This is a genomic window from Sphingomonas sp. BK580, assembly GCF_014194975.1.
GTDB lineage: Bacteria > Pseudomonadota > Alphaproteobacteria > Sphingomonadales > Sphingomonadaceae > Sphingomonas.
This window is the reverse complement of record NZ_JACIAY010000001.1, coordinates 606,288-627,067: the sequence shown is the minus strand read 5'-3', so window position 1 is coordinate 627,067 and position 20,780 is coordinate 606,288. Positions and strand designations below refer to the sequence as shown.

At 68.9% G+C, this 20,780-nt stretch carries 13 protein-coding genes; 10 read left to right on the top strand and 3 right to left on the bottom strand.

Features of this window, described 5'->3' with window-relative positions; translation table 11 throughout:
* Nucleotides 1-5: 5 nt before the first annotated feature.
* Complete coding sequence (locus tag FHY05_RS02765; protein ID WP_183942852.1) at nucleotides 6-1,433, bottom strand: glycoside hydrolase family 125 protein; 1,428 nt, start codon at nucleotides 1,431-1,433, stop codon at nucleotides 6-8.
* A 172-nt stretch (nucleotides 1,434-1,605) separates the two neighbouring features.
* On the opposite strand from FHY05_RS02765, the gene FHY05_RS02760 reads away from it, so the two are divergent.
* The 4 genes from FHY05_RS02760 to FHY05_RS02745 all read left to right on the top strand — a co-directional run bounded on the left by FHY05_RS02760 (nucleotide 1,606) and on the right by FHY05_RS02745 (nucleotide 8,764).
* Nucleotides 1,606-3,057: a glycoside hydrolase family 125 protein gene (locus FHY05_RS02760; RefSeq protein WP_183942851.1), complete on the top strand. Its 1,452-nt coding sequence runs from the start codon at nucleotides 1,606-1,608 to the stop codon at nucleotides 3,055-3,057.
* 239 nt (nucleotides 3,058-3,296) lie between these two features.
* A complete protein-coding gene (locus FHY05_RS02755) occupies nucleotides 3,297-4,316 on the top strand; it encodes a chemotaxis protein CheB (protein ID WP_183942850.1) in 1,020 nt (339 codons plus the stop codon).
* A gap of 64 nt (nucleotides 4,317-4,380) precedes the next feature.
* The gene (locus FHY05_RS02750) at nucleotides 4,381-8,319 is read left to right on the top strand and encodes a CheR family methyltransferase (RefSeq protein WP_183942849.1); all 3,939 of its coding nucleotides are present in this window, start codon (nucleotides 4,381-4,383) and stop codon (nucleotides 8,317-8,319) included.
* Nucleotides 8,312-8,764, top strand: a complete 453-nt coding sequence (locus FHY05_RS02745) for a response regulator (protein ID WP_221190940.1) — start codon at nucleotides 8,312-8,314, stop codon at nucleotides 8,762-8,764. The genes FHY05_RS02750 and FHY05_RS02745 overlap by 8 nt, the downstream gene beginning before the upstream one ends.
* Before the next feature lie 74 nt (nucleotides 8,765-8,838).
* Here FHY05_RS02745 and FHY05_RS02740 read toward each other — a convergent pair whose 3' ends face one another.
* A complete protein-coding gene (locus FHY05_RS02740) occupies nucleotides 8,839-11,757 on the bottom strand; it encodes a TonB-dependent receptor (RefSeq protein WP_183942848.1) in 2,919 nt (972 codons plus the stop codon).
* 155 nt (nucleotides 11,758-11,912) lie between these two features.
* On the opposite strand from FHY05_RS02740, the gene agaR reads away from it, so the two are divergent.
* Complete coding sequence (gene agaR, locus FHY05_RS02735) at nucleotides 11,913-12,692, top strand: transcriptional repressor AgaR (RefSeq protein ID WP_183942847.1); 780 nt, start codon at nucleotides 11,913-11,915, stop codon at nucleotides 12,690-12,692.
* 270 nt (nucleotides 12,693-12,962) lie between these two features.
* Here the strand turns inward: agaR and FHY05_RS02730 are convergent, their stop codons facing one another.
* Nucleotides 12,963-14,048, bottom strand: a complete 1,086-nt coding sequence (locus tag FHY05_RS02730; RefSeq protein WP_183942846.1) for an amidohydrolase family protein — start codon at nucleotides 14,046-14,048, stop codon at nucleotides 12,963-12,965.
* Between the two features lie 129 nt (nucleotides 14,049-14,177).
* On the opposite strand from FHY05_RS02730, the gene FHY05_RS02725 reads away from it, so the two are divergent.
* The 5 genes from FHY05_RS02725 (at nucleotide 14,178) to FHY05_RS02705 (ending at nucleotide 20,628) form a co-directional block, all read left to right on the top strand.
* Nucleotides 14,178-16,271, top strand: a complete 2,094-nt coding sequence (locus FHY05_RS02725; protein ID WP_183942845.1) for a glycoside hydrolase family 36 protein — start codon at nucleotides 14,178-14,180, stop codon at nucleotides 16,269-16,271.
* Nucleotides 16,268-17,212 (top strand): DMT family transporter, encoded by a 945-nt coding sequence (locus FHY05_RS02720; protein ID WP_183942844.1) that lies wholly within the window; start codon nucleotides 16,268-16,270, stop codon nucleotides 17,210-17,212. The genes FHY05_RS02725 and FHY05_RS02720 overlap by 4 nt, the downstream gene beginning before the upstream one ends.
* A 71-nt stretch (nucleotides 17,213-17,283) precedes the next feature.
* Nucleotides 17,284-18,567, top strand: a complete 1,284-nt coding sequence (locus FHY05_RS02715; protein ID WP_183942843.1) for a D-tagatose-bisphosphate aldolase, class II, non-catalytic subunit — start codon at nucleotides 17,284-17,286, stop codon at nucleotides 18,565-18,567.
* Nucleotides 18,560-19,702 (top strand): SIS domain-containing protein, encoded by a 1,143-nt coding sequence (locus FHY05_RS02710; RefSeq protein ID WP_183942842.1) that lies wholly within the window; start codon nucleotides 18,560-18,562, stop codon nucleotides 19,700-19,702. The genes FHY05_RS02715 and FHY05_RS02710 overlap by 8 nt, the downstream gene beginning before the upstream one ends.
* A complete protein-coding gene (locus tag FHY05_RS02705; RefSeq protein ID WP_183942841.1) occupies nucleotides 19,699-20,628 on the top strand; it encodes an N-acetylglucosamine kinase in 930 nt (309 codons plus the stop codon). Before FHY05_RS02710 ends, FHY05_RS02705 begins: the two co-directional genes overlap by 4 nt.
* Nucleotides 20,629-20,780 lie beyond the last annotated feature (152 nt).

The following is a 20,780-nucleotide window of genomic DNA, read 5'->3' as shown; positions in this document are numbered from 1 at the left end:
GCGCCTCAGAAACGCTCGGCGAGCAGCCGCGGGTAGCGCGCGTCGACCGCGCCGATCATCTGCCCGAACATGCCGTTGACCCAGGCGAACCACGCGCGCGTGAAGCGCGCCGGATCGTCCTTGTGGAAGGACTCGTGCATGAAGCCGGTGCCCGCGTGCGTCGCCTTGAGCGTGCGCAGGCAGTCGCGCACCACGCCCTCGTCGCGCGTCACCATCGCGCGCGCGATGAGCGCCATCGGCCACACCTTGTCGAGCCCCATGTGCGGGCTGCCGATGCCGCTCGCGGCGCTGCCCTGCACGAAGAAGGGGTTGCGCGGGCTCCACGCCAGCGCCGCGGTGCGCTGGTAGAGCGGGTCGTCGACCGAAGCGGCCTCGATCAGCGGCAGGCCGTACAGGCTCGGGATGCCCGCGTCGTCGGCGAACAGCCAGTTGCCGAAGCCGTCCACCTCATAGGCCCAGACCTGCCCGCCGCGCCCGTCGGGCACGATCGCGTGCGCGCGCAGCGCCGCCTCGAGCTCGCTCGCCAGCGCCTCCGCCTCGCGCGCTGCGGCGGCGTCGCCGCGCGCCTCGCGGTGGACGCGCGCGACCTGGCGCAGGCTCGATACCGCGAACAGGTTGGCGGGCACGAGAAAGGGGTAGACGCAGGCGTCGTCGGAGGGGCGAAAGGCGGAGTGGATCAGCCCGACCTTGTTCGAGGGCGGCCCGTAGCCGTCGAGCATCAGGCTGTCGGTCGGGATCTTGGTGAGCCGCTGGTAGCGGTACGGGCCCGGCGTCTCCTTGCGCTGCTGCACCCGCAGCGTCTCGACGATCAGCGCGGCCGAGCGGCGCCACCGTTCGTCGAAGGGTGCGCGGTCGCGCGTGGTCGCCCAGTAATCGTGCGCGAGCCGCATCGGGTAGCACAGCGAGTCGATCTCCCATTTGCGCTGCGCCACGCCGGGCCGCATCTCGGTGTCGTCGAGCGTGGCCGAGTCGAGGTTGGAGCGCGCGGCGGGATCGCGGACGAAGGCGTTGGCATAAGGGTCGATCAGGATGCAGCGCGCCTGGCGCTGGATCAGCCCGTGCAGCATCGCGCGCAGCCGAGGGTCGCTTCGGGCGAGAGGGAGATAGGGCTCGACCTGCACCGCGCTGTCGCGCAGCCACATCGCGTCGATGTCGCCGGTGATCACGAAGGTGTCGGGCTTGCCGTCGATCGTGCCGGTGAAGACGGTGGTGTCGAGCGTGTTGGGGTAGCAGTTCTCGAATATCCAGGCGAGCTCCGGGTCGGCGATCCGCGCCTTGAGGCGGCTGAGCTCGCGCTCCACCGCGGCGCTGACGAAGCGTCGCTTCGCCAGCGGCGGCCGCTGGCTGACGAAGCTGGGCGGCGCTGCGGCGGCAGGTGCGCCGATCGTCAGTGCGGCGGCGGCGCCCATCACGTCGCGGCGCGTCGGGTGCATGTCTCTCTCCTGGTCTGCCCCGGGGCTACCGGTACCCGAGCGATGTGGCACGCCGACGACGATGCGACAATCAAAAAGAAAGTAGGTGGAAGATTGGTGGGCGGTTATGCTACCGGGCGGATGTGAGGCGCGCGCCGATGCAGTGCGGGCTGGTAGACGAGGAGGGTGGGGCATGGACGGTCGACACGGCGCCGGAGCGGGCGCGACGCTGGGCATCGACCGACGCACCCTTCTCGCCGCGCCGGCCGCGCTCGCGGCCGCCCGTCCCGCCTGGGCCGCGACCTCGGCGCGACCGTCGAAGCGCCCGCCGCCGTCGGCCCGGCGTTTCCACAGCGCCGCGGTGGAACGCGAGATCGTGCGCGTGAAGCGGCTGATCGCCGACCCGAAGCTCGCGTGGATGTTCGAGAATTGCTACCCGAACACGCTCGACACGACGGTGCTGTCGGTCACCGACGACGACGCCTTCGTCATCACCGGCGACATCCCCTGCCTGTGGCTGCGCGACTCCTCGGCACAGCTGCGCCCCTATCTCCATCTCGCCGCGGGCGACCCGGCGCTGACCAGGCTGTTCCGCGGGCTGATCGCGCGCCAGGCACGCTGCGTGCTGATCGACCCCTACGCCAACGCCTTCCTGCAGGACCCGAACGCGCGCACTGACCTGGACTCGTCCCAGCACGACCAGACGGAGATGAAGCCGGGCGTGGCGGAGCGGAAGTGGGAGGTGGACTCGCTCTGCTACGTGCTGCGGCTCGCCTCGAGCTACTGGCGCGCCACGAAGGACCGCGCGCCCTTCACCGCGGAGTGGGCGCAGTCGGCGCGCGCGATCGTGCGGACCTTCCGCGAGCAGCAGCGCCGCGACGATCTCGGCCCGTACCGCTTCCAGCGCAGCAGCGTGCAGCCGACCGAGACGCAGCTGTGGAGCGTCGGCAATCCGACGCGCAAGGTCGGCCTGATCCACTCGAGCTTCCGCCCCTCCGACGACGCGACGATCCTGCCGTTCCTGATCCCCGCCAACATCTTCGCAGCCCGCACGCTGCGCGAACTCGCCGCGGTCGCGGCGGAGGCGCGCGGCGACACGGCGCTGGCAGGCGACGCCGCCGCGCTGGCGACCGAGATCGAGGCCGCGCTCGCCGCGCACGGCCGCATGCGGCTGGCGGACGGAAGCGAGGTGTGGGCGTTCGAGGTCGACGGCTTCGGCAATGCGCTGTTCATGGACGATTGCTGCGAGCTGTCGCTCTCGGGGCTGGCGTTCCTCGGCTGCGCCGCGCCCGATGATCCGCTATGGCGCCGCACCGAGGCGGCGGCGTGGAGCGAGCGCAACCCCTGGTTCGTGCGCGGTCGCGCCGGCGAGGGGCTGGGCGGACCGCACGCCGGCTTCGACCTGATCTGGCCGATGGCGACCCTGGTGCGCGCCGCCTCCGCCGACGACGAGGCGCTGGTCCGCGCGTGCCTTCGATCGATCCGCGACACTGACGCCGACACCGGCTTCGTCCACGAGACCTTCCACAAGGACGATCCCACGCGCTTCACGCGGCCATGGTTCGCCTGGGCGAACGGGCTGCTGGGCGAGTTGATCGTGACCTTGGCGCGGGACAGGCCAGGAGCGTTACGACAGCGTCTGTGACGGCACCCACTGACGTGCGATGAGGCGGTCACCGCGCTGGCTCCCACGCCGGCAAGAACACGTTGCCATTGGCCGTCTTGGCTGATTGGGGAAACGGATCCTTCCCGCGCGTGCGCGCTTCGCTGGCGCCCGATCCCCACCTACGTTATGGCGACCGAAGAAACCTTGGCACATGAGCCACTTGCTCGGTGCCGTGAACGGAAGGTGGGACGGCTTCAAGGGCGCTTGGAGGTGCCCTGATGGCCGTCGACTTCACCAAAGACACCGTTGTTGTCGGTGGCTCCGCGGGAAGCAGTGCTCCGTTGAAGCAGCTTCTGGCGGGTCTGCCGGCCGACTTGCCGGCAAGCGTGTGCATCAGCACTCACATCCCAGCCCACTCACCGAGCCTCCTCGCTGAGGTTCTATCGGGCAGCTCGAGGCTTCCGGTCACGCAGGCCGTCGACGGACAGCCGATCCAGCGCGGGCACGTCTACGTTGCTGCACCCGACCGACACATGCTGCTGATGGACGGCACGATCCGGCTCGGGGCCGGGCCGCGGGAGAATATGGTTCGCCCGTCGATCGACCCGATGTTCCGCTCGGCGGCGCTGTCCTTCGGCTCACGGGTGGTCGGCGTGGTGCTTAGCGGCATGCTGAACGATGGTTCGGCCGGGCTCCACTCGATCAAGGCGGCGGGCGGGACCGCCATCGTTCAGCACCCGCTCGACGCCGAGGTCGATCAGATGCCGCTCGCCGCGCTCGAGGCCGTGGAGGTCGACTATGTCGCGCCTGCAGCCGATCTCGGCGAGCTCCTCGTCACCCTTGCGTCGACCGCCGCGGGCGCCTCGCCCAAGCCGCCGGAAACGCTCCGCCTGGAAGTGGAGATCGCGGCTGGTGCGCGACTGGGCAGCGAGAACCTGATGCGCCTAGCTCGCCCCAGTGCACTCAGCTGCCCCGACTGCCACGGCGTCTTGTCGGAGGTGAGTGCGGGAAGGCCGCTGCGTTACCGGTGTCAGATCGGCCATGGCTACACTGCCGAGACACTCGCCGCCCACATCGATGAAGTCGACGAGGCGATACGCGTCGCCATGCGCGTGATGGAAGAGCGAGTGACGCTCGTCGACCGCATGGCCCAGGACGCGCGCAGGAGCGGGAGAACCGCCGTGGCGGAGCTCTACGAGGCCAGGGGGGAGGAGTACCGCCGCTACGCAGCGACGCTCCGCGAGGCGGCGGTCACATCGCTCCGGCTCGGACGCGCGCCGCGTGAGCAAGACAGCTAGCGCAACTCCCTTCTGCGTGGCTGGTGGTGCGCCTATGCTGCCTCGGCGCAAGCTGGAAGACGATATGACAAGCATCAACGACACGCCTGATACGACATCCCCCGGAGGAGGGCAGCAGGCCGTGATGATGCCGGTGGTGGGCATCGGCGTCTGCGCTGGGTCGCTGCGATCGCTCGAGACGATGTTCGCGAGCGTCGGGCCAAGCCTCAACGCGGCCTTCCTGATCGCGGTGCGACAACAGGAAGGGCTCGATGTCGGCAGCGTCGTGGACGTGCTCTCGCGTCAGTCTTCCCTGCCGATCAGCATCGCGCAGGACGGCGAGCCGATCGAAACGGACCATATCTACGTCGGTGGGCCGGATGACCTCGTCGCCATCGAAGACGGCCGCCTGCGCGTTCGTGCCGCGGAGGAGCCCGTGGGGCATCGCGGCACGATCGATACGATGCTCATCTCGCTGGCGGAGCATGCGCAGGACAAGGCAGTGGCGGTGCTGCTCGGGGGGCTCGGAAGCGACGGAACCGCCGGCGTCACCGCTACCAAGAAATTCGGCGGCCTCTCGATCGGCGAGGCTAACACTCAGGACGATGAGAATGGCGATCACGGTGTCGCCGGACCCTACGGCGTCGTCGACGTGCACCTGCCGGCAGAGCGGATCGGTACCCAGATCGCGCTCTACCTGAACAATCTCGAGACCACCGCCGCGCCGCTCGAACAGGAAGAGGTGCCGGAGGAGGTCGAGGCACAGGTGACGCAGATCACCACCATCCTGCGCAACGTCACCAGCCACGACTTTCACGGCTACAAACGCGGCACCTTCCTGCGGCGCGTGCACCGACGCCTTCAGGTGCTGCAACTCGACACGATCGATGCCTATATCGCCCGCCTGCGTAATGATCGCCAGGAGGTGCAGGACCTTTTCCAAGACCTGCTGATCGGCGTCACTCAGTTCTTCCGTGATCCTCAGGAATTCGACGTGGTCGAGCGGGAGCTTCCGCGTCTGTTCGAGAACAAGGCTCCGGACGATCAGTTCAGAGTCTGGGTGCTCGGCTGTGCGACCGGCGAAGAGGCGTATTCGCTCGCCATCCTGCTGCGCGAGCAGATGGCGAACATGGCGCAACCGCCGCAGGTGCAGATCTTCGCGACCGACCTGGACGCTCGCGCCTTGGGTCTCGCTCGTGCGGGCCGTTACTCGATGGCCATCGAGAGCCATGTGCGCCGAGACCGGCTGGATCGATGGTTCGTTCGCGAGGGAGACACGTATTGCGTCTCTAAAGAGCTGCGAGAGATGTGCATCTTCTCGCCACACAATCTGATCAAGGATGCGCCGTTCTCGAGAATCGATCTTCTCTCCTGCCGCAATCTGCTCATCTACCTGAATGCCGAGCTTCAGAACCGGGTCATACCGATCTTCCACTTCTCCCTTCGGCCCGCCGGCGTGCTATTCCTTGGTAATTCGGAAAACATCACGCGTCATCAGAAGCTCTTCGCGCCGGTGGACCGTAAGAACAGGGTATTCCGGCGGCTCGAGACCGCGATGCGCGTGGTGCCCGACTTCCCCCTGAGCCCGCGCGCTCGGGCGCTCGATCCGCTGCAGCTAACGACATCGGAGATGCAGCCCTCCGTCCGGCTCTCCGGTGCGGTCAGCCGTCAGGCCGAGGCGATCGCGGAACGTTATGCGCCGGCTTACGTCGTCGTCGATACACAGGGAGACGTGCTTCATTTCTCTGGCAGGACGGGACGATTCCTGGAGCCGGTCGCTGGCGCCGCTAGTCTGAATATCGTCAGCCTCATCCACCGCGACCTGCGCGTGGACCTGCGAGCCGCTCTGCACCGCGCCGTCTCGGAGGGGCGCCGGATCGAGCTGCCGCGGCTCGTGCTGCGACAGGACGAGCGCTCCGTCGGTGTCAACCTGGTGGTCGAGCCGATCGCGGGAAGTGACATAACCTCCCTCGTGATCCTGTTTCAGGATACCGGACCGGTACCAGATCCCGGATCGAGTGACCGGCCCGGGGACGGCGAGCACATCGAGCGGTTGGAGAATGAGCTGCGGCTCACGCGTGATCGGCTTCAGGCTACGATCGAAGAACTCGAATCGACGAACGAGGAACTCAAATCCTCGAACGAGGAATATCAGTCGATCAACGAGGAGCTTCAGTCCGCTAACGAGGAGATGGAAACATCCAAGGAGGAACTGCAATCCGTCAACGAGGAGCTGCAGACGGTAAACGGTGAGCTTGGCCACCGCGTGGCTGAGCTGGGACGGAGCAACTCCGACCTGAAGAATCTGCTGGAAGCGACGCAGATTGCCACGTTGTTCCTAGACAACGATCTGCGAGTACGCAGTTTTACGCCTTCCGCCACCGATGTCTTCCACCTGCTGGAAACCGATGTCGGGAGGCCCCTGGGTCACGTCGTATCGCGCGTCATCTACCCGCAGCTTCAGGACGACGTCCGTCGAGTGCTGAAGACGCTGACCCCGGTCGATCGGACCGTCCTGGATTCTAGTGGTGAGCGCCACTTCGTCGCCAAGGTGCTACCGTATCGTAGCGTTGATAATTATATCAGCGGCGCGGTAGTGACCTTCACCGATCTCACGGCCGTACACAAGGCAGAGGCGGCGCTTCGTGAGAGCGAGCAGCGGCTCCAGGCACTGCTGGCCGCAAGCTCGCAGCTCATCTTCCGGATGAGTCCGGATTGGTCGGAGATGATCGACCTGGTGGGCAAGGACTTCTTGGCCGATACACGCGAGAGCACGGAGTGGCTGTCGCAGCACATCCCACCGGACGAGCAGCCGCTCATCCTCGCCGCCATCGCGCATGCGATCCGCGAGAAGAGCGTCTTCGAGTTGGAACATCGCGTGTGGCGACTGGGCGGCAGCGTCGGTTGGGCCATGTCGCGAGCCGTCCCGATCACCGACGGCGACGGCGAGATCATCGAGTGGTTCGGCGCGGCGAACGACATCACCGCTCGCCGCGAGGCGGAGGAGGCGCTGCGCGAAAGCGAACAGCGGCTCAAGTCACTCGTGACAGGGTTGCCGCATTTCGTGTGGCGCGCGGTGGACTCCGGTCGGTGGACCTGGGCGAGCCAACAATGGACCGACTACACGGGCCAGAGCGTGACCGAGAGCGAAGGCTGGGGTTGGGTCGAGCCGATCCACCCTGACGATCGCCCCCTCGCGCGAGAAGCCTGGAGCCACGCCGCAGAGGAAGGCGGCTTCGTCGTCGAGTTCAGGATCCGCCGAGCCGCGGACGGGCGCTACCGATGGTTCCAGGTCCGCGCGACTCCGGTACGAGACGAGAAGGGGCTCATCCTCGAGTGGATCGGCTCCTCCACCGACATCGACGACCTGCGCGACCTCCAGGAGCGGCAGGGCGTCCTGGTCGCTGAACTACAGCACCGTACTCGGAACCTTATCGCCGTTGTCCGGCAAGTCGCCGACAAGACCGCCCGGGCGAGCGCCGATCTATCGGATTTCCGCGCTCGTTTCCGCGACCGGCTCGACGCCCTGGCGCGGGTGCAAGGCCTTCTATCACGATTGAAGGACCAGGACCGCGTCTCCTTCGACGAGCTGATCCGGACTGAACTCGCTGCACATGGGGCAGAGCCGGATCAGGACGCCCGGGTGCACCTGTCTGGCGTGACGGGCGTGCGTCTTCGCTCCTCGACCGTGCAGACCCTTGCTCTGGCGATTCACGAACTCGCGACCAACGCGGTGAAGTATGGGGCCCTCAGCCAGCCGGCTGCACATCTGATGATCCGCTGGAGCATGATCGAGGAGGGCGGGGAGCACTGGTTGCACATCGACTGGCGCGAGACCGACGTCCTCATGCCTGAGTCGGCTTTTGCACAGGGAAGCGGGCAAGGGCGCGAGCTGATCGAGCGCGCATTGCCATATCAGCTGGCGGCTAAGACAACCTATGTGCTTGAAAGTAATGGCGTCCACTGCACGATCATGATGCCCGTATCGGCTTCAAACGCACTCGAAGGGGATCGCGGTGACTGATCGACAGCTCGCCCGGTGCCGCATCCTGATCGTGGAAGACGAGTATCTCCTCGCAGATGAACTGGCGATAGAGCTGGCCGAACTCGGCGCGACGGTACTCGGGCCCGCTCCTGACGTACAGACGGCGCTGCGTTTGCTGAGCGACGGAGAAGCTTTGAACGGCGCCGTCCTGGATATCAATCTTGGCGGAGAGCCAGCTTTTCCCGTCGCTGATCGTCTGATCGCTCAAGGGGTGCCGATAGTCTTCACCACCGGCTACGATGCAGCGGCGATGCCCGATCGCTTCAAGAACGTTCCGCGCTGCGAGAAGCCCTTCAGTATCGCGCGAATGACGGCAGCCATGGTGAAGGCGTTCCGACCCTCTTTCGGAGCTTCCTTAGCAAGTACCTGCCGCGAATGCTCGGTTGCGCTCGCCGGGACGCGTCCGCGGTCGCGGCCGGCCTGACGAGCCGGGGCGAAGACGATCCGTCGCGTCGACGACTTGTCCTGCTGCGCGGGACGCCCACCGTACCACGGCGATCACAGCCGCCCGCGCACACCGAAGAAGAAGGCCCGGCCCGAATATTCGTAGAAGTTGGGCACGTTGCGCAGATCGTTGAAGCGCTTCACCGCCTGTCCGAGCAGGTTCGAGCCCTGCGCGTAGACGGTGAGGTGGCTGTTGAGATCATAGGACAAGGTCGCCGAGACCTCGTGGTACGGATCCTCCTTCACCGGCAAATAGGCGAGGTTGCCGGACTGCGCGTAGGTGAAGCGCGACTGGAAGCTGTACGAGACCTGCGCGCCGATCCCGTGGTTCTCGTAGAACAGTTTGCCATTGGCCGAGAAGGGGATCGCGCCGGGCAGGTCGGTGGTGACGTCGCCCGACGTGGCGCGCGAGCGATTGAAGGTGAGGTTCGCCTGCACGCCGAAGCCGTTGTCGAGGAAGTATTGGCCGCCGACTTCCACGCCGTAGACGTCGGCGCTGTCGCCGTTTCGCACCTGATATTCGACGAAGTCGAAGTTCTGCTGCTGGTTGGCCGGCTGCGCGGTGGGCGTGACCACCACGTCGACCGGCACGGTCGAGACGAAGTTGGTGATATGCTTGTAGAAGGCCGCCGCGGTCAGCGCGAGGCGGTTGGACGGGTAATATTCGAGCGAGAGGTCGAGCTGGTTGGCCTCGGTCGGCTTCAGGTTCGGGTTGCCCGCGTCGTAGATGATATAGGTGCCCGACTGCGCCGAGGTGGCGTCCTTGGCGGGCGACAGCTCGGCGAAGGTCGGGCGCGAGATCGCCTGCGACGCCGCGAGCCGGACGCGCAGCCCGTCGGCGAGATCATAGGCGAAGTTCGCCGCCGGCAGCAGCCGCAGATAGTCGCCGCCGCCCGTGATCGGCTCGACCTCGTTGAAGGCGACCGCATTGTCCTGCGTGCCCGCGCGCGGGATGATCGTCGCGATCGAGGCTCCGTAGCCGACCGACGACACCTTGGTGGCGACCAGTCGCCCGCCGATGTCGGCGCGCCAGCGCTCGCCCGCCAGGTTGAACTGGACGTAGCCTGCCCAGGTGCGCTCGCGGATGCGATAGGAGGCGGGCAGGTCGTCCTGGATGATCTGCGTCGAATAGCCGGCGGGGTAGGGCGACAGCGCGCAGCCCTCGATCGTCGCGCCGCTCGCATCGAGGCAGCTGTTGGGATTGAGCACCGCCGGGTTGTTGTCCGCGCGCGGCAGTGCGGCGAGATAGGTGTCGATGTCGAAATTGGGGAAGTTGCGCGGGAAGTTGCCCGGCAACTTGCTCAAGATGTTGCCCTGTCCGGGGCGCACCACGTCGGCCCCGATCTGCCCGAAGGTGAAGGGGTAGCCGCAGTAATTGCACGAGGTGGTGTATTGGTTGTCGACGGTGGTGACGTTCTTGCGTCGATCGGTCCAGGCGGCGCCGAAGCTGATCGCCTTGAACGCGCCGTTGTCGACGCGATACTCGCCGTCCACCTTCGCGCTCTTGATCTCGTCCGAGACGTCCTGCCCCTGGATGCCGATATAGTGCGCGCGATAGTCGTCGTTGGTGGCCTGGTCGATCGTGCGCCCGCCCGGCAGCGTGATCGCGAGGTCGGGCAGGCCGTTGTCGCGCGTCGCGAAGGTCGCCGAGGCGCCGGGGACGCCCGCGACGACGAAGCGGTTGCGGCCGCCGGTGTTGTTGGTCGCCTTGCCGTAATAGCCGTCGAAGGCGAGCTTGAGCTGGTCGACCGGACGCCAGTCGATGCGGCCGCCGATCTGATAGGTCTGGCTCTGCCGCGGCTCGTCGGTGGTCAGCACCTCGGAGACGAGGTCGTTGATCGCGAAGCCGGTGACCACGTTGTTGCGGTCGACCGAGATCGACGCCGGGTCCCAGCGCGGCGAGCCGTCGTCGCCGAGCGGGTTGAGATAGTTGGACGAGCGGTAATTGTGCTGGGTGACGTCGAAGTGGCTGTAGACGCCGTCGATGGTCAGCTCGAAGCGGCTCGACGGCTTCCACTGGAACGCGCCCGCCGCGCCGATCCGCTCGCGCTCGCCGGTGACATAGCCGACGCTGTAGTAATCGGGCCAGATATAGGCCGGGCCGGCGACGTTGGGATCGACCTTGCCGTCACGGTTGAAGTCGAGGCCATAGCCCGCCTCGGTGCCGTCGGTGATCGAATACTCGCCGAGATTGTCGGTGCGGAACTTGTACTTGTTGTAGCTGGCGCCGACCAGCAATCCCATCGTGTCGTCGGCGAAGGTGGTGCTGACGACGCCGCTGGCCTTGTAGCCGCCCTTGTCGACCAGGTCGTTGTACTGACCCTCGAGCGCCGCCGAGGCGTGGAAGCCGGGGCGGTCGAGCGGGCGCGCGGTGCGCAGGTCGACGTTGCCGCCGATGCTCCCCTCCAGCTCGGACGCGCGCACCGCCTTCTTCACCTCGGCCCCCGAGATGATCTCGGAGGGCAGCACGTCGAACTGGAACGAGCGGTCGGTGCCGTCGGTCGGCAGGATGCGGCCGTTGAGCGTGGTGATCGCGAAATTGGAGCCGAGCCCGCGCACGGTGATGTCGCGACCCTCGCCGCGACCGTCGCGCCCCACCGTCACGCCCGGGATGTTGGCGAGCGCCTCGGCGACGTTGCGGTTGGGAAACTTGCCGAGCTCCTCGGAGGAGATGGCGTCGACGATCGTGTCGGCGTTGCGCTTGGCCTGGATCGAGCGGAGCAGGCTGCCGCGGACGCCGCGCACGACGATGTCGCCGCCGGTGGTGACGGGGCCGTCGGTCTGGCCGGTCTCACCGGGCTGCTGCGACGGGTCGGACAGCACCGCCTGCGGGTCGGGCGAGGCGGTGGAGGACTGCTGCGTTCCGTCGACCGGGGCGGTGGCGTCCTGCGCCGCGGCCTGGCCGGCGACGAGCAGGGCGGCCAGGCTCGCGCCGGCCAGGATCTTGCCGCGCCCGTGCTGCAGCTGCGTCATCGCCACTCTCCCTCTTCCCCGCACCCGGTGCGAAACGTTGCGACTTGCTATCGTGAGCGTCGCAATACTGTCAAATAGAAAAGAAACGAAACGTAGCGTGAGCATTGTAGCCGTCGGTCGCCGCTGGTAAGCCGGCGCGTGAACGGGAGGATGCGATGTCCACGGTACGGGACACCAGCGGCAGGCGGCAGCAGATCAGCGCGATGGTGAGGGAGCGCGGCAGCGTCCAGGTCGCGCCGCTCGCCGAGCGCTTCGGCGTGTCGATGCAGACGATCCGCAAGGACCTGCACTTCCTCGCGAAACGCGGCGTGGCCGAGCGCTCCTACGGCGGTGCGATCGTGGCCGACGCGGTGAACGTGATCGCCGAGCCGGCGGTGGAAGCGAAACGCGCCGCGCACGTCGACGAGAAGACGCGGATCGGCGCGCTGGCGGCGGCGATGGTGCGGCCGGGCGAGTCGGTGGTGCTCGACTCGGGCACGACGACGCTGCAGATCGCGCACCATCTGCCCGACGACGAGGAGATCACGGTTCTCACCAACGACCTCGACATCCTCTGCGCGCTGGCGCGCAAGGAGCGGATCCGGGTGGTGATGCTGGGCGGCGCGCTACGCCGCCGCAACCGCGCCTTCTACGGCGCGCAGACCGAGGCCGCGCTCGACGACCTGCACGTCGACAAGCTCTTCCTCGGAGTCGACGGCTTCGACCTCGAGCGCGGCATCACGACGCACTACGAGCCCGAGGCGATGCTCAACCGCAAGATGGTGCGCGCGGCGCAACAGGTGATCGCGGTGACCGACCAGTCGAAGTTCGGCCGCGTCTGTCTCCACCGCATCCTCAACGTCGCCGAGATCGACGACCTCGTCACCGACGCCAGCGCGCCCGAGGGGCTGCAGGCCGCGGCGGAGCGGCTGGGGTTCCGCCTGCACGTGGCGTGAGGGGGGCGGTCAGCGTACCCGTGCTCCTGCGCACGCAGGAACCCAGGGCCAGGTGCGGTGTCGCCCGTGACTCTGGGCTCCTGCGTGCGCAGGAGCACGGGGGTTTGGAGTGAGCGCGAGCTCCACCTTCCGTCATCCCGGGCTTGACCCGGGATCCATCGTACCGCGCACGCTTCGGCCGTTGCTTCTGCGGCTACATGGATCCCGGCTCAAGGCCGGGATGACGGAGAGTCTTTGGCGAAGGCTGAAGCGACCTCTGCGGCACACACCTCATGCCGCCAGATGGAAGAACCGCCGCGCGTTGCCCCAGTAGATCTTGTCGATCACCGCGCGGGGCAGGTTGAGCCCCTTGGCGTCGGCGCGGATCGCCTCGACCCGCTGCGGCAGCGGGGTCGCCAGATAGCGCCAGTCGGCGCGCCAGACGCGGTCGGCCTCCTTGGGGAAGTCGCTGGTGGCGGGTGGGTTCTGCGCGCGCGCGGCGGGGTCGGGCGGGCTGTCGGTGAGGTCGGTGCCGTAGAGGATGCGGTCCTGGTACTTGATGAAGAAGGCGCGCACCTTCTGGAGGTCGGCGTTCGACTGGACCTGCAGGTTGGAGAGGCGCGCGGCGAGATCGACCACCGTGTTGGGATAGCGGTCGAAGAAGCGCGCCAGTTCGTCGACGCTCCACTCCAGGCTGGCCATGTGCGCGCCGTCGAACGCGAGCTTGGGATGGCGCGCGACGAAGCGGTCGCGCGCCGCCATCAGCGCCTCGTAGCTCGGCTCCTCCGGGTGGAGATACATGTAATATTCCGGATGCGCCTTGAAATACTCACGGTCGTTGTCGGTGGTCATCTGGTCGAGCGGGAGCCAGCAGTTCTTGGGCTCGGCCTGGTGCGCGATCAGCGGGATGCCGCGCTGCTCGAGATGCGCCATCACGCCGTCGAACCGGGGATCGTCGAGGAAGACGCGCTTGCCGCTCGCGTCCTTGGCGACCATCCCGATGTTCTTCCACACCTTCACCGCGATCGCGCCGCGCGCGAAGGCCTGGTCGAGCTGCGCGATCGTGCGCTCGGTCCAGCCCGGCGCGCCGAAGCCCGCCATCGAGAAGGTTGTGGCGTGTCGGAAACGCGCCGGGGCGGCGGCGCGCATCGTGCGCGCGATCGCGGCCTGGCGCGCGAGCGGGGGAAAGTCGGGATAGTCGACGTTGATCGACAGCACCTCGAAGCGGTCGCGCTTGGCGAGGGCCAGGAAGTGCGGATCCTCGACGTTGGCGTGGAAGTGCGAGTCGAACTTGGCGACGCGCGCGAAGTCGGCCTCGGTATAATGCGTCGCGGGCGTCGCCGCGCTCGCCATCAGCAGGGCCGCGATCAGGCTCATCGTCTCTCTCCCACTCGCGCGTAACGAAAGAAAACGCGCCTTGATGTTGCGATTTTCGTTTGCTCGCCCGTCCGCGTTGGTGCAAGCTCTTTCTCGCCGGCCGTCGAGCCGCCCAGGAGAGTTTCAGCGATGCCGTTCACCTCCGTCACGCGCCGATCGTTGCTCGGCCGCCTGCTCGTCGGCGGGGCGGCGGTGACGCTGCCCGATCTCGGCCAAGCGGTCTTTGCGGCAGCGCCCGCGGGCGTACGGCTGAGCGACGGCACGCTCACGATCGACTATGACCGCGCGATGCGCGCCACGGTCGCGCATCGCGGCCAGGCGATCACGCCGCGCGCGCAGCCCGAGGCGCTGTTTCTCGCGGGCGCGGTGCCGCTCGGCAGCTTCCTGCTGCTCGACCATCATGAGGAATCCGCGGCGGGGCCGCACGGCGAGGGACGGCGCCACGTGCTGCGCGCCACCGCGGGCGGGCAGGTCGAGCAGACCGTCGCGGTGACCTTCCTGGAGGCCTATCCCGGCCTCGCGCTCTACGAGGTGAGCTATCGCAACACCGGCGCGGCGCCGCTGGCGATCGCCGGCTGGCGCGTCGCGACGCACGACCTCACCGCGCACGCCGACGGTGCCTGGACCTTCGCGGGTGCCTCCTATCCTGACCGGCGCGACTGGGTGCAGAAGGTCGCGCCCGGGTTCGAGCAGCGCAATTTCATGGGGATGAACGCCTCCGACTATGGCGGCGGGACGCCCGTGGCGGTGGTGTGGCGCCGCGACGTCGGGCTCGCGGTGGGCCATCTCGAGACCAGCCCGCGCCAGGTCGCGCTGCCGGTGGCGGCGCAGCCCGGTGCCACCCGGATCGGGCTGAGCGGCGACCAGCCCGCGCTGCTCGCGCCGGGCGGGACGCTGACGCTGCCGACCGCCTTCCTGATGGCGCACACCGGCGACCATTTCCGCCCGCTCGACGCCTATCGCCGGCTGATGGCCGAGCGCGGCGTCGCGGCGCCCGCGATCCCCGAGTCGAGCTACGGGCCGATCTGGTGCGCCTGGGGCTACGAGCGCGACTTCACGCTCGACCAGGTCTACGGCACGCTGCCCAAGGCCAAGGCGCTCGGCTTCGAATGGGCGGTGCTCGACGACGGCTGGCAGACCGCGGAGGGCGACTGGAAGCTCAATCCCGCCAAATTCCCGCGCGGCGACGCCGACATGCGCGCCTTCACCGACCGCATCAAGGCGGACGGCATGCGCCCGCGGCTGTGGCTCGCGCCGCTCGCGGTCGATCCCGGCACCGACCTGCTGCGCGACCATTCCGACATGCTGCTGCTCGACCGCGACGGCTCGGCGCAGAACGTCAGCTTCTGGAACGCTTTCACGCTCTGCCCGGCGTATCAGCCGACGGTCGACTATTTCCGTGCTCTGGTGCGCCGGATCGTCACCGACTGGGGTTATGACGGGCTCAAGCTCGACGGCCAGCATCTCAACGGCGTCGCGCCCTGCTACAATCCCGCGCATCGCCACGCGCATCCCGAGGAATCGAGCGAGAAGCTGCAGGATTTCTGGAAGGCGATCCACGACGAGGCGGTGGCCGCCAACCCGCAGGCCGTGCTCGAGCTGTGCCCGTGCGGCGACAGCTTCGCCTTCCACAACCTGCCCGCCACCAACAACACGCCCGCCTCGGACCCGCTGTCGTCCTGGCAGATCCGGCTCAAGGGCAAGACCTTCAAGGCGCTGATGGGCCCGTCCGCGCCCTATTCGGGCGACCATGTCGAGCTCAGCGACGGCGGCGACGATTTCGCCTCCGCCTATGGCATCGGCGCGATCCCCTCGACCAAGTTCACCTGGCCGCGCGACACCCCCAAGCCGATGGAGAAGCTGCCGCCGGGCGGGTTCGTCCTCACCCCCGCCAAGGAGGCGCTGTGGGGCAAGTGGGTCGCGCTGTACCGCGAGCACATGCTGCCCAAGGGGCAGTACCTCGGCGGGCTGTACGACATCGGCTTCGACAAGCCCGAGGCGCACGCGATCGCCAAGGACGGCGTGCTCCACTACGCCTTCTACGCGGAGAGCTGGTCCGGCCCGATCGCGCTGCACGGGCTGGGCGAGGGGAGCTACGCGCTCGTCGACGGCTTCACCGGCCGCTCGCTCGGCACCGCCTCGCGAGGCCGGCCGACGCTGACGGCGACGTTCGAGCGCGCGCTGCTGGTGCGCGCCACCCCGGTCGCGCGGGGCGCGGCATGAGCGGGGGTATAAGCACGGGGGCGCCGGCAGGGCGCGGCTGGCTCGTCAACGCGCTCGTCACGGTGGTGCTGTGGGGCGTGTGGGGCGCCTTCTCGGGCCTGTCGCCGCAGCGCGGCTTTCCCGAGACATTGGTCTATGTCGTCTGGGCGCTGACGATGGTGCCGCCCGCGCTGGTGGTGCTGAAACAGGCGGGCTGGCGGCTCGACCGCTCGCCGCGCGCGATCGGCTACGGGTTGGCGGTCGGGCTGCTCGGCGCGGGCGGGCAGATGCTGCTGTTCTACGCGGTGGCGCGCGGGCCGGCCTATCTGATCTTCCCGATCATCTCGCTGTCGCCGGTGGTGACGATCGCGATGTCCTTCCTGCTGATGGGCGAGCGCACCGGCAGGCTGGGAGCGCTCGGCATCCTGCTCGCGCTGCTGGCGCTGCCCACCTTCGACTTCGCGCCCGGTTCGGGCGGGGCGGGGGCCTCGGCGGCGTGGCTGCTGCCCGCGGTGGCGGTGATGCTGTGCTGGGGCGTGCAGGCCTATTTCATGAAGGCCGCCAACCATGTCACCTCGGCGGAGAGCATCTTCGTCTACATGACCTTGTCGGGTCTCGCGCTCGCCCCGGTGGCCTGGGCGATGACCGATACCGGGCGCGCGATCAACTGGGGGCTCGACGGGCCCGGGCTGGCCGCGGCGATCCAGCTGCTCAACGCGGTCGGCGCGCTGACGCTGGTGTTCGCCTTCCGCTACGGCAAGGCGATCATCGTCGCGCCGCTCGCCAACGCGGGCGCGCCGCTCGCCACCGCGCTGATCTCGCTCGCGGTGCTCCATGTCGTGCCCGGACCATTGAAGACGCTGGGGATCGTGCTCGCGCTCACCGCCTCGCTGCTGCTCGCGATCGAGCCCGACGCGGTCGATCCCGACACCGAGGACGAGCCAACCGCGGCGGCAATTTAGTTTCGCTAAGTTTCGCTTTCTTGTGTTCTGCTGCGGTCGGCGTTATGTCGGCCGCGTGAAGGGAGACGCACGTGCAGATACTTCTCGACCTGGTGAACCGGCATAAGGCGGGAGAGCGCGTCGGCGTGACCTCGGTCTGCTCGGCGCACCCGCTGGTGATCGAGGCGGCGCTGCGCCACGCGCTGGCGCACGACGCCCCGTTCGCGCTGGTGGAGGCAACTTCGAACCAGGTGAACCAGGACGGCGGCTATACCGGCATGGTCCCGGCCGACTTCCGCGCCTTCGTCGAGCGCATCGCGGCGCGGGTCGCCTATCCGCTCGACCGACTGGTGCTCGGCGGCGACCATCTCGGCCCCAACGCCTGGACCGCGCTGCCCGCGGCCGCGGCGATGGCCAAGGCCGAGGTGATGGTCGCAGACTATGTCCGCGCCGGCTTCGCCAAGATCCACCTCGACTGTTCGATGAGCTGCGCCGACGATCCCGTGCCGCTGCCCGAGCGGACCATCGCCGAGCGCGCCGCGCGCCTGTGCCGCGCCGCGGAGGACGCCTATGCCGGCGATCCCGCCGCCGCCCCGGTCTATATCATCGGCACCGAGGTGCCCGTGCCCGGCGGCGCCGCCGAGGACCTCGACGAGCTGGCGGTGACCGATCCCGAAGCGGCGATCGCCACCGTCGACATGCACCGCGACCTGTTCCGCGCCGCCGGCCTCGCCGACGCGTGGGAGCGCGTGATCGCCACCGTGGTGCAGCCCGGCGTCGAGTTCGACCATGACAAGGTGGTCGACTATCGCCCCGAGCGCGCGGTGGCGCTGAGCCGCGCGATCGAGCCGGTGCCGCACCTCGTCTACGAGGCGCACTCGACCGACTATCAGACGCCGCGGGCGCTCGCCGCGCTGGTGCGCGACCATTTCGCCATCCTCAAGGTCGGCCCCGGCGTCACCTTCGCGCTGCGCGAGGCGCTGTGGGCGCTCGACGCGATCGAGCGCGAGACCGTCGCCGCGGGCGAACGCGCGAACCTGCGCGCGGTCACGCTCGAACGACTGCGCGCCGAACCGAAGAACTGGGCGAAATACTACCACGCCACCGGCCCCGCGCTCGACCTTCAGCTGCAGTACAGCCTGTCGGACCGGATCCGCTATTACTGGCCCGACGCGACGATCGCGGCGGCGCAGGAGCGGCTGTTCGCCAATCTGCGCGAGACCCCGCCGCCGCTGCCGCTGCTCAGCCAGTACCTGCCCGCGGCCTATGCCGCGGTGCGCGCCGGCCGTGCCGGCCTCGACCCCGCCGAGCTCGTGATGGCGCAGATCGGCGCCACGCTCGACGCCTATCACGGAGCCTGTTTTCCCCATGACTGACACGCTGATCGCCGCCCCCGCCGCGGAGCCGGGCGACTCCTCCTGGACGCGCCGCGAGATCGCGCAGCAGCCCGCCACGCTGCGCGCCACCCAGAAGCTGCTGAGCGACTCGCGCGCCGAGATCGAGGCGTTCCTCGCGCCGCTGCTCGCGCGCCCCGAGCTGCGCGTCGTGCTGACCGGCGCGGGCACCTCGGCCTTCATCGGCGAGTGCCTCGCGCCCTGGCTGTCGCGCGCGCTCGGCCGCTCGGTCGAGGCGATCGCCACCACCGACATCGTCGGCGCGCCCGACCTCCACCTGCGCGCCGACGCGCCGACGCTGCTGGTGTCGTTCGGCCGCTCGGGCAGCAGCCCCGAGAGCGTCGCCGCGGTCGAGCTGGTCGACCGCCGCGTCGCCGAGGCGCACCACCTGATCGTGACCTGCAACGCCGAGGGCGAACTGGCGCGCCGCGGCGGCGCGCGCGCGCACGTCATCGTGCTGCCCGAGGCGACGCACGACCGCAGCTTCGCGATGACGTCGAGCTTCACCGCGATGACGCTGGCGGCGCTGTCCGCGCTCGGCGGCATCGCCGCGATGGACGCGCGGGTCGGGGCGATCGCGGCGGGCGTGGAGGACATGCTGGCGCGCGCCGAGCCGGTCGCGGCGGCGCTGGCCGCGCGCGGGTTCGACCGAGTCGTCTATCTCGGCAGCGGCGTGTTCAGCGGGCTGGCGCGCGAGGCGGCGCTCAAGCTGATGGAGCTGAGCGACGGCGCGGTCGTCACCGCCTTCGACAGCGCGCTCGGCTTCCGCCACGGCCCCAAGACGATCATCACCGACCGCACGCTGGCGGTGGTGTTCGTCGCCAACGACCCGCTGACGCGTCGCTACGACCTCGACATCGTCGCCGAGCTACGCGCCGACGCGCGCGCGGGCGAGGTGGCGGTGATCTCGGCGCGAGCGGACGAGGGCGCGACGATCGCGCTCGCCGGGATGGACGACTCGCCCGACGCCGACCTGCTTTTCCCCTATATCGTGCCGGCGCAGTTGTTCGCGCTCCACGTCTCGCTCGCACTCGGGCTCACCCCCGACCAGCCCAACGCGAGCGGCACCGTCAACCGCGTGGTGCAGGGCGTGCGGATCCACGCCGACGAGGCATGAGCGCGCGCCGCTATCTCGGGGTCGACGGCGGCGGGACCAAGACCGAGTTCGTCTGCATCGACGCCGCGGGCGCGGTGATCGCGCGCGCGGTGACGGGCACGACCTACCATCTCGAGGTCGGCGAGGCGGAAGCGGTGCGGCGCATCGCCGAGGGGGTGAGCGCGGTCTGCACCCAGATCGGCGCCGCGCCCGCGCACCTCGACCACGTCTTCCTCGGGCTGCCCGCCTATGGTGAGGACAGTGCCGTCGACCCGCGGCTCGACGCCGCGGTGCGCGACCTGCTCGGCCACGCGCGCTACCGCTGCGACAATGACATGGTGTGCGGCTGGGCGGGATCGCTGGCCTGCGCCGACGGGATCAACGTCGTCGCGGGGACCGGCTCGATCGCCTATGGCGAGCGCGGCGGCCGCGGCGCGCGCGCGGGCGGGTGGGGCGAGGTGTTCGGCGACGAGGGCTCGGCCTATGGGATCGCACGCGCCGGGCTCGCCGCTTTCTCGCGGATGAGCGACGGGCGCGTACCGGTCGGCCCGCTGCACGCGCTGCTGCGCGAGGCGCTCGCGCTCGACGATGACCTCGCGCTGTGCGAGCGCGTGATGGGCCCACGGGGCATGGCACGCGGCGAGATCGCGGCGCTGGCGACGATCGTGTCGCGCGCCGCCGACGCGGGCGACGCCGCGGCGCGCGCGATCCTGGCGGAGGCGGCGGACGAGTTGGTGCTGCTCGCGACCGCATTGTGCGCGCGGCTCGGCTTCGAGCCGGGCGAGCGCGTGCCGGTGTCCTGGTCGGGCGGGGTGCTAGCCAACGTGCCCGCGGTGCGCGACGCTTTCGCCCGCGGTCTGGAGGCGGCGGGCTGCGCGCCGGTCGAGCCGCTCCACGCGCCCGGCTATGGTGCGGCGCTCTATGCGCGGCATCTTGCCATGCGGTAGCGATTGACCGTCTCGCCCGATACGCTGCTGTGCTCCTGCGCACGCAGGAGCCTAGTGCGACTGACGCTGGCGGCCGTGGCCCTGGGCTCCGGCGTTCGCCGGAGCACGGCGGAGCGAGCGGCTGTCATCCCGGCCTTCTCACGCGCCGGAGA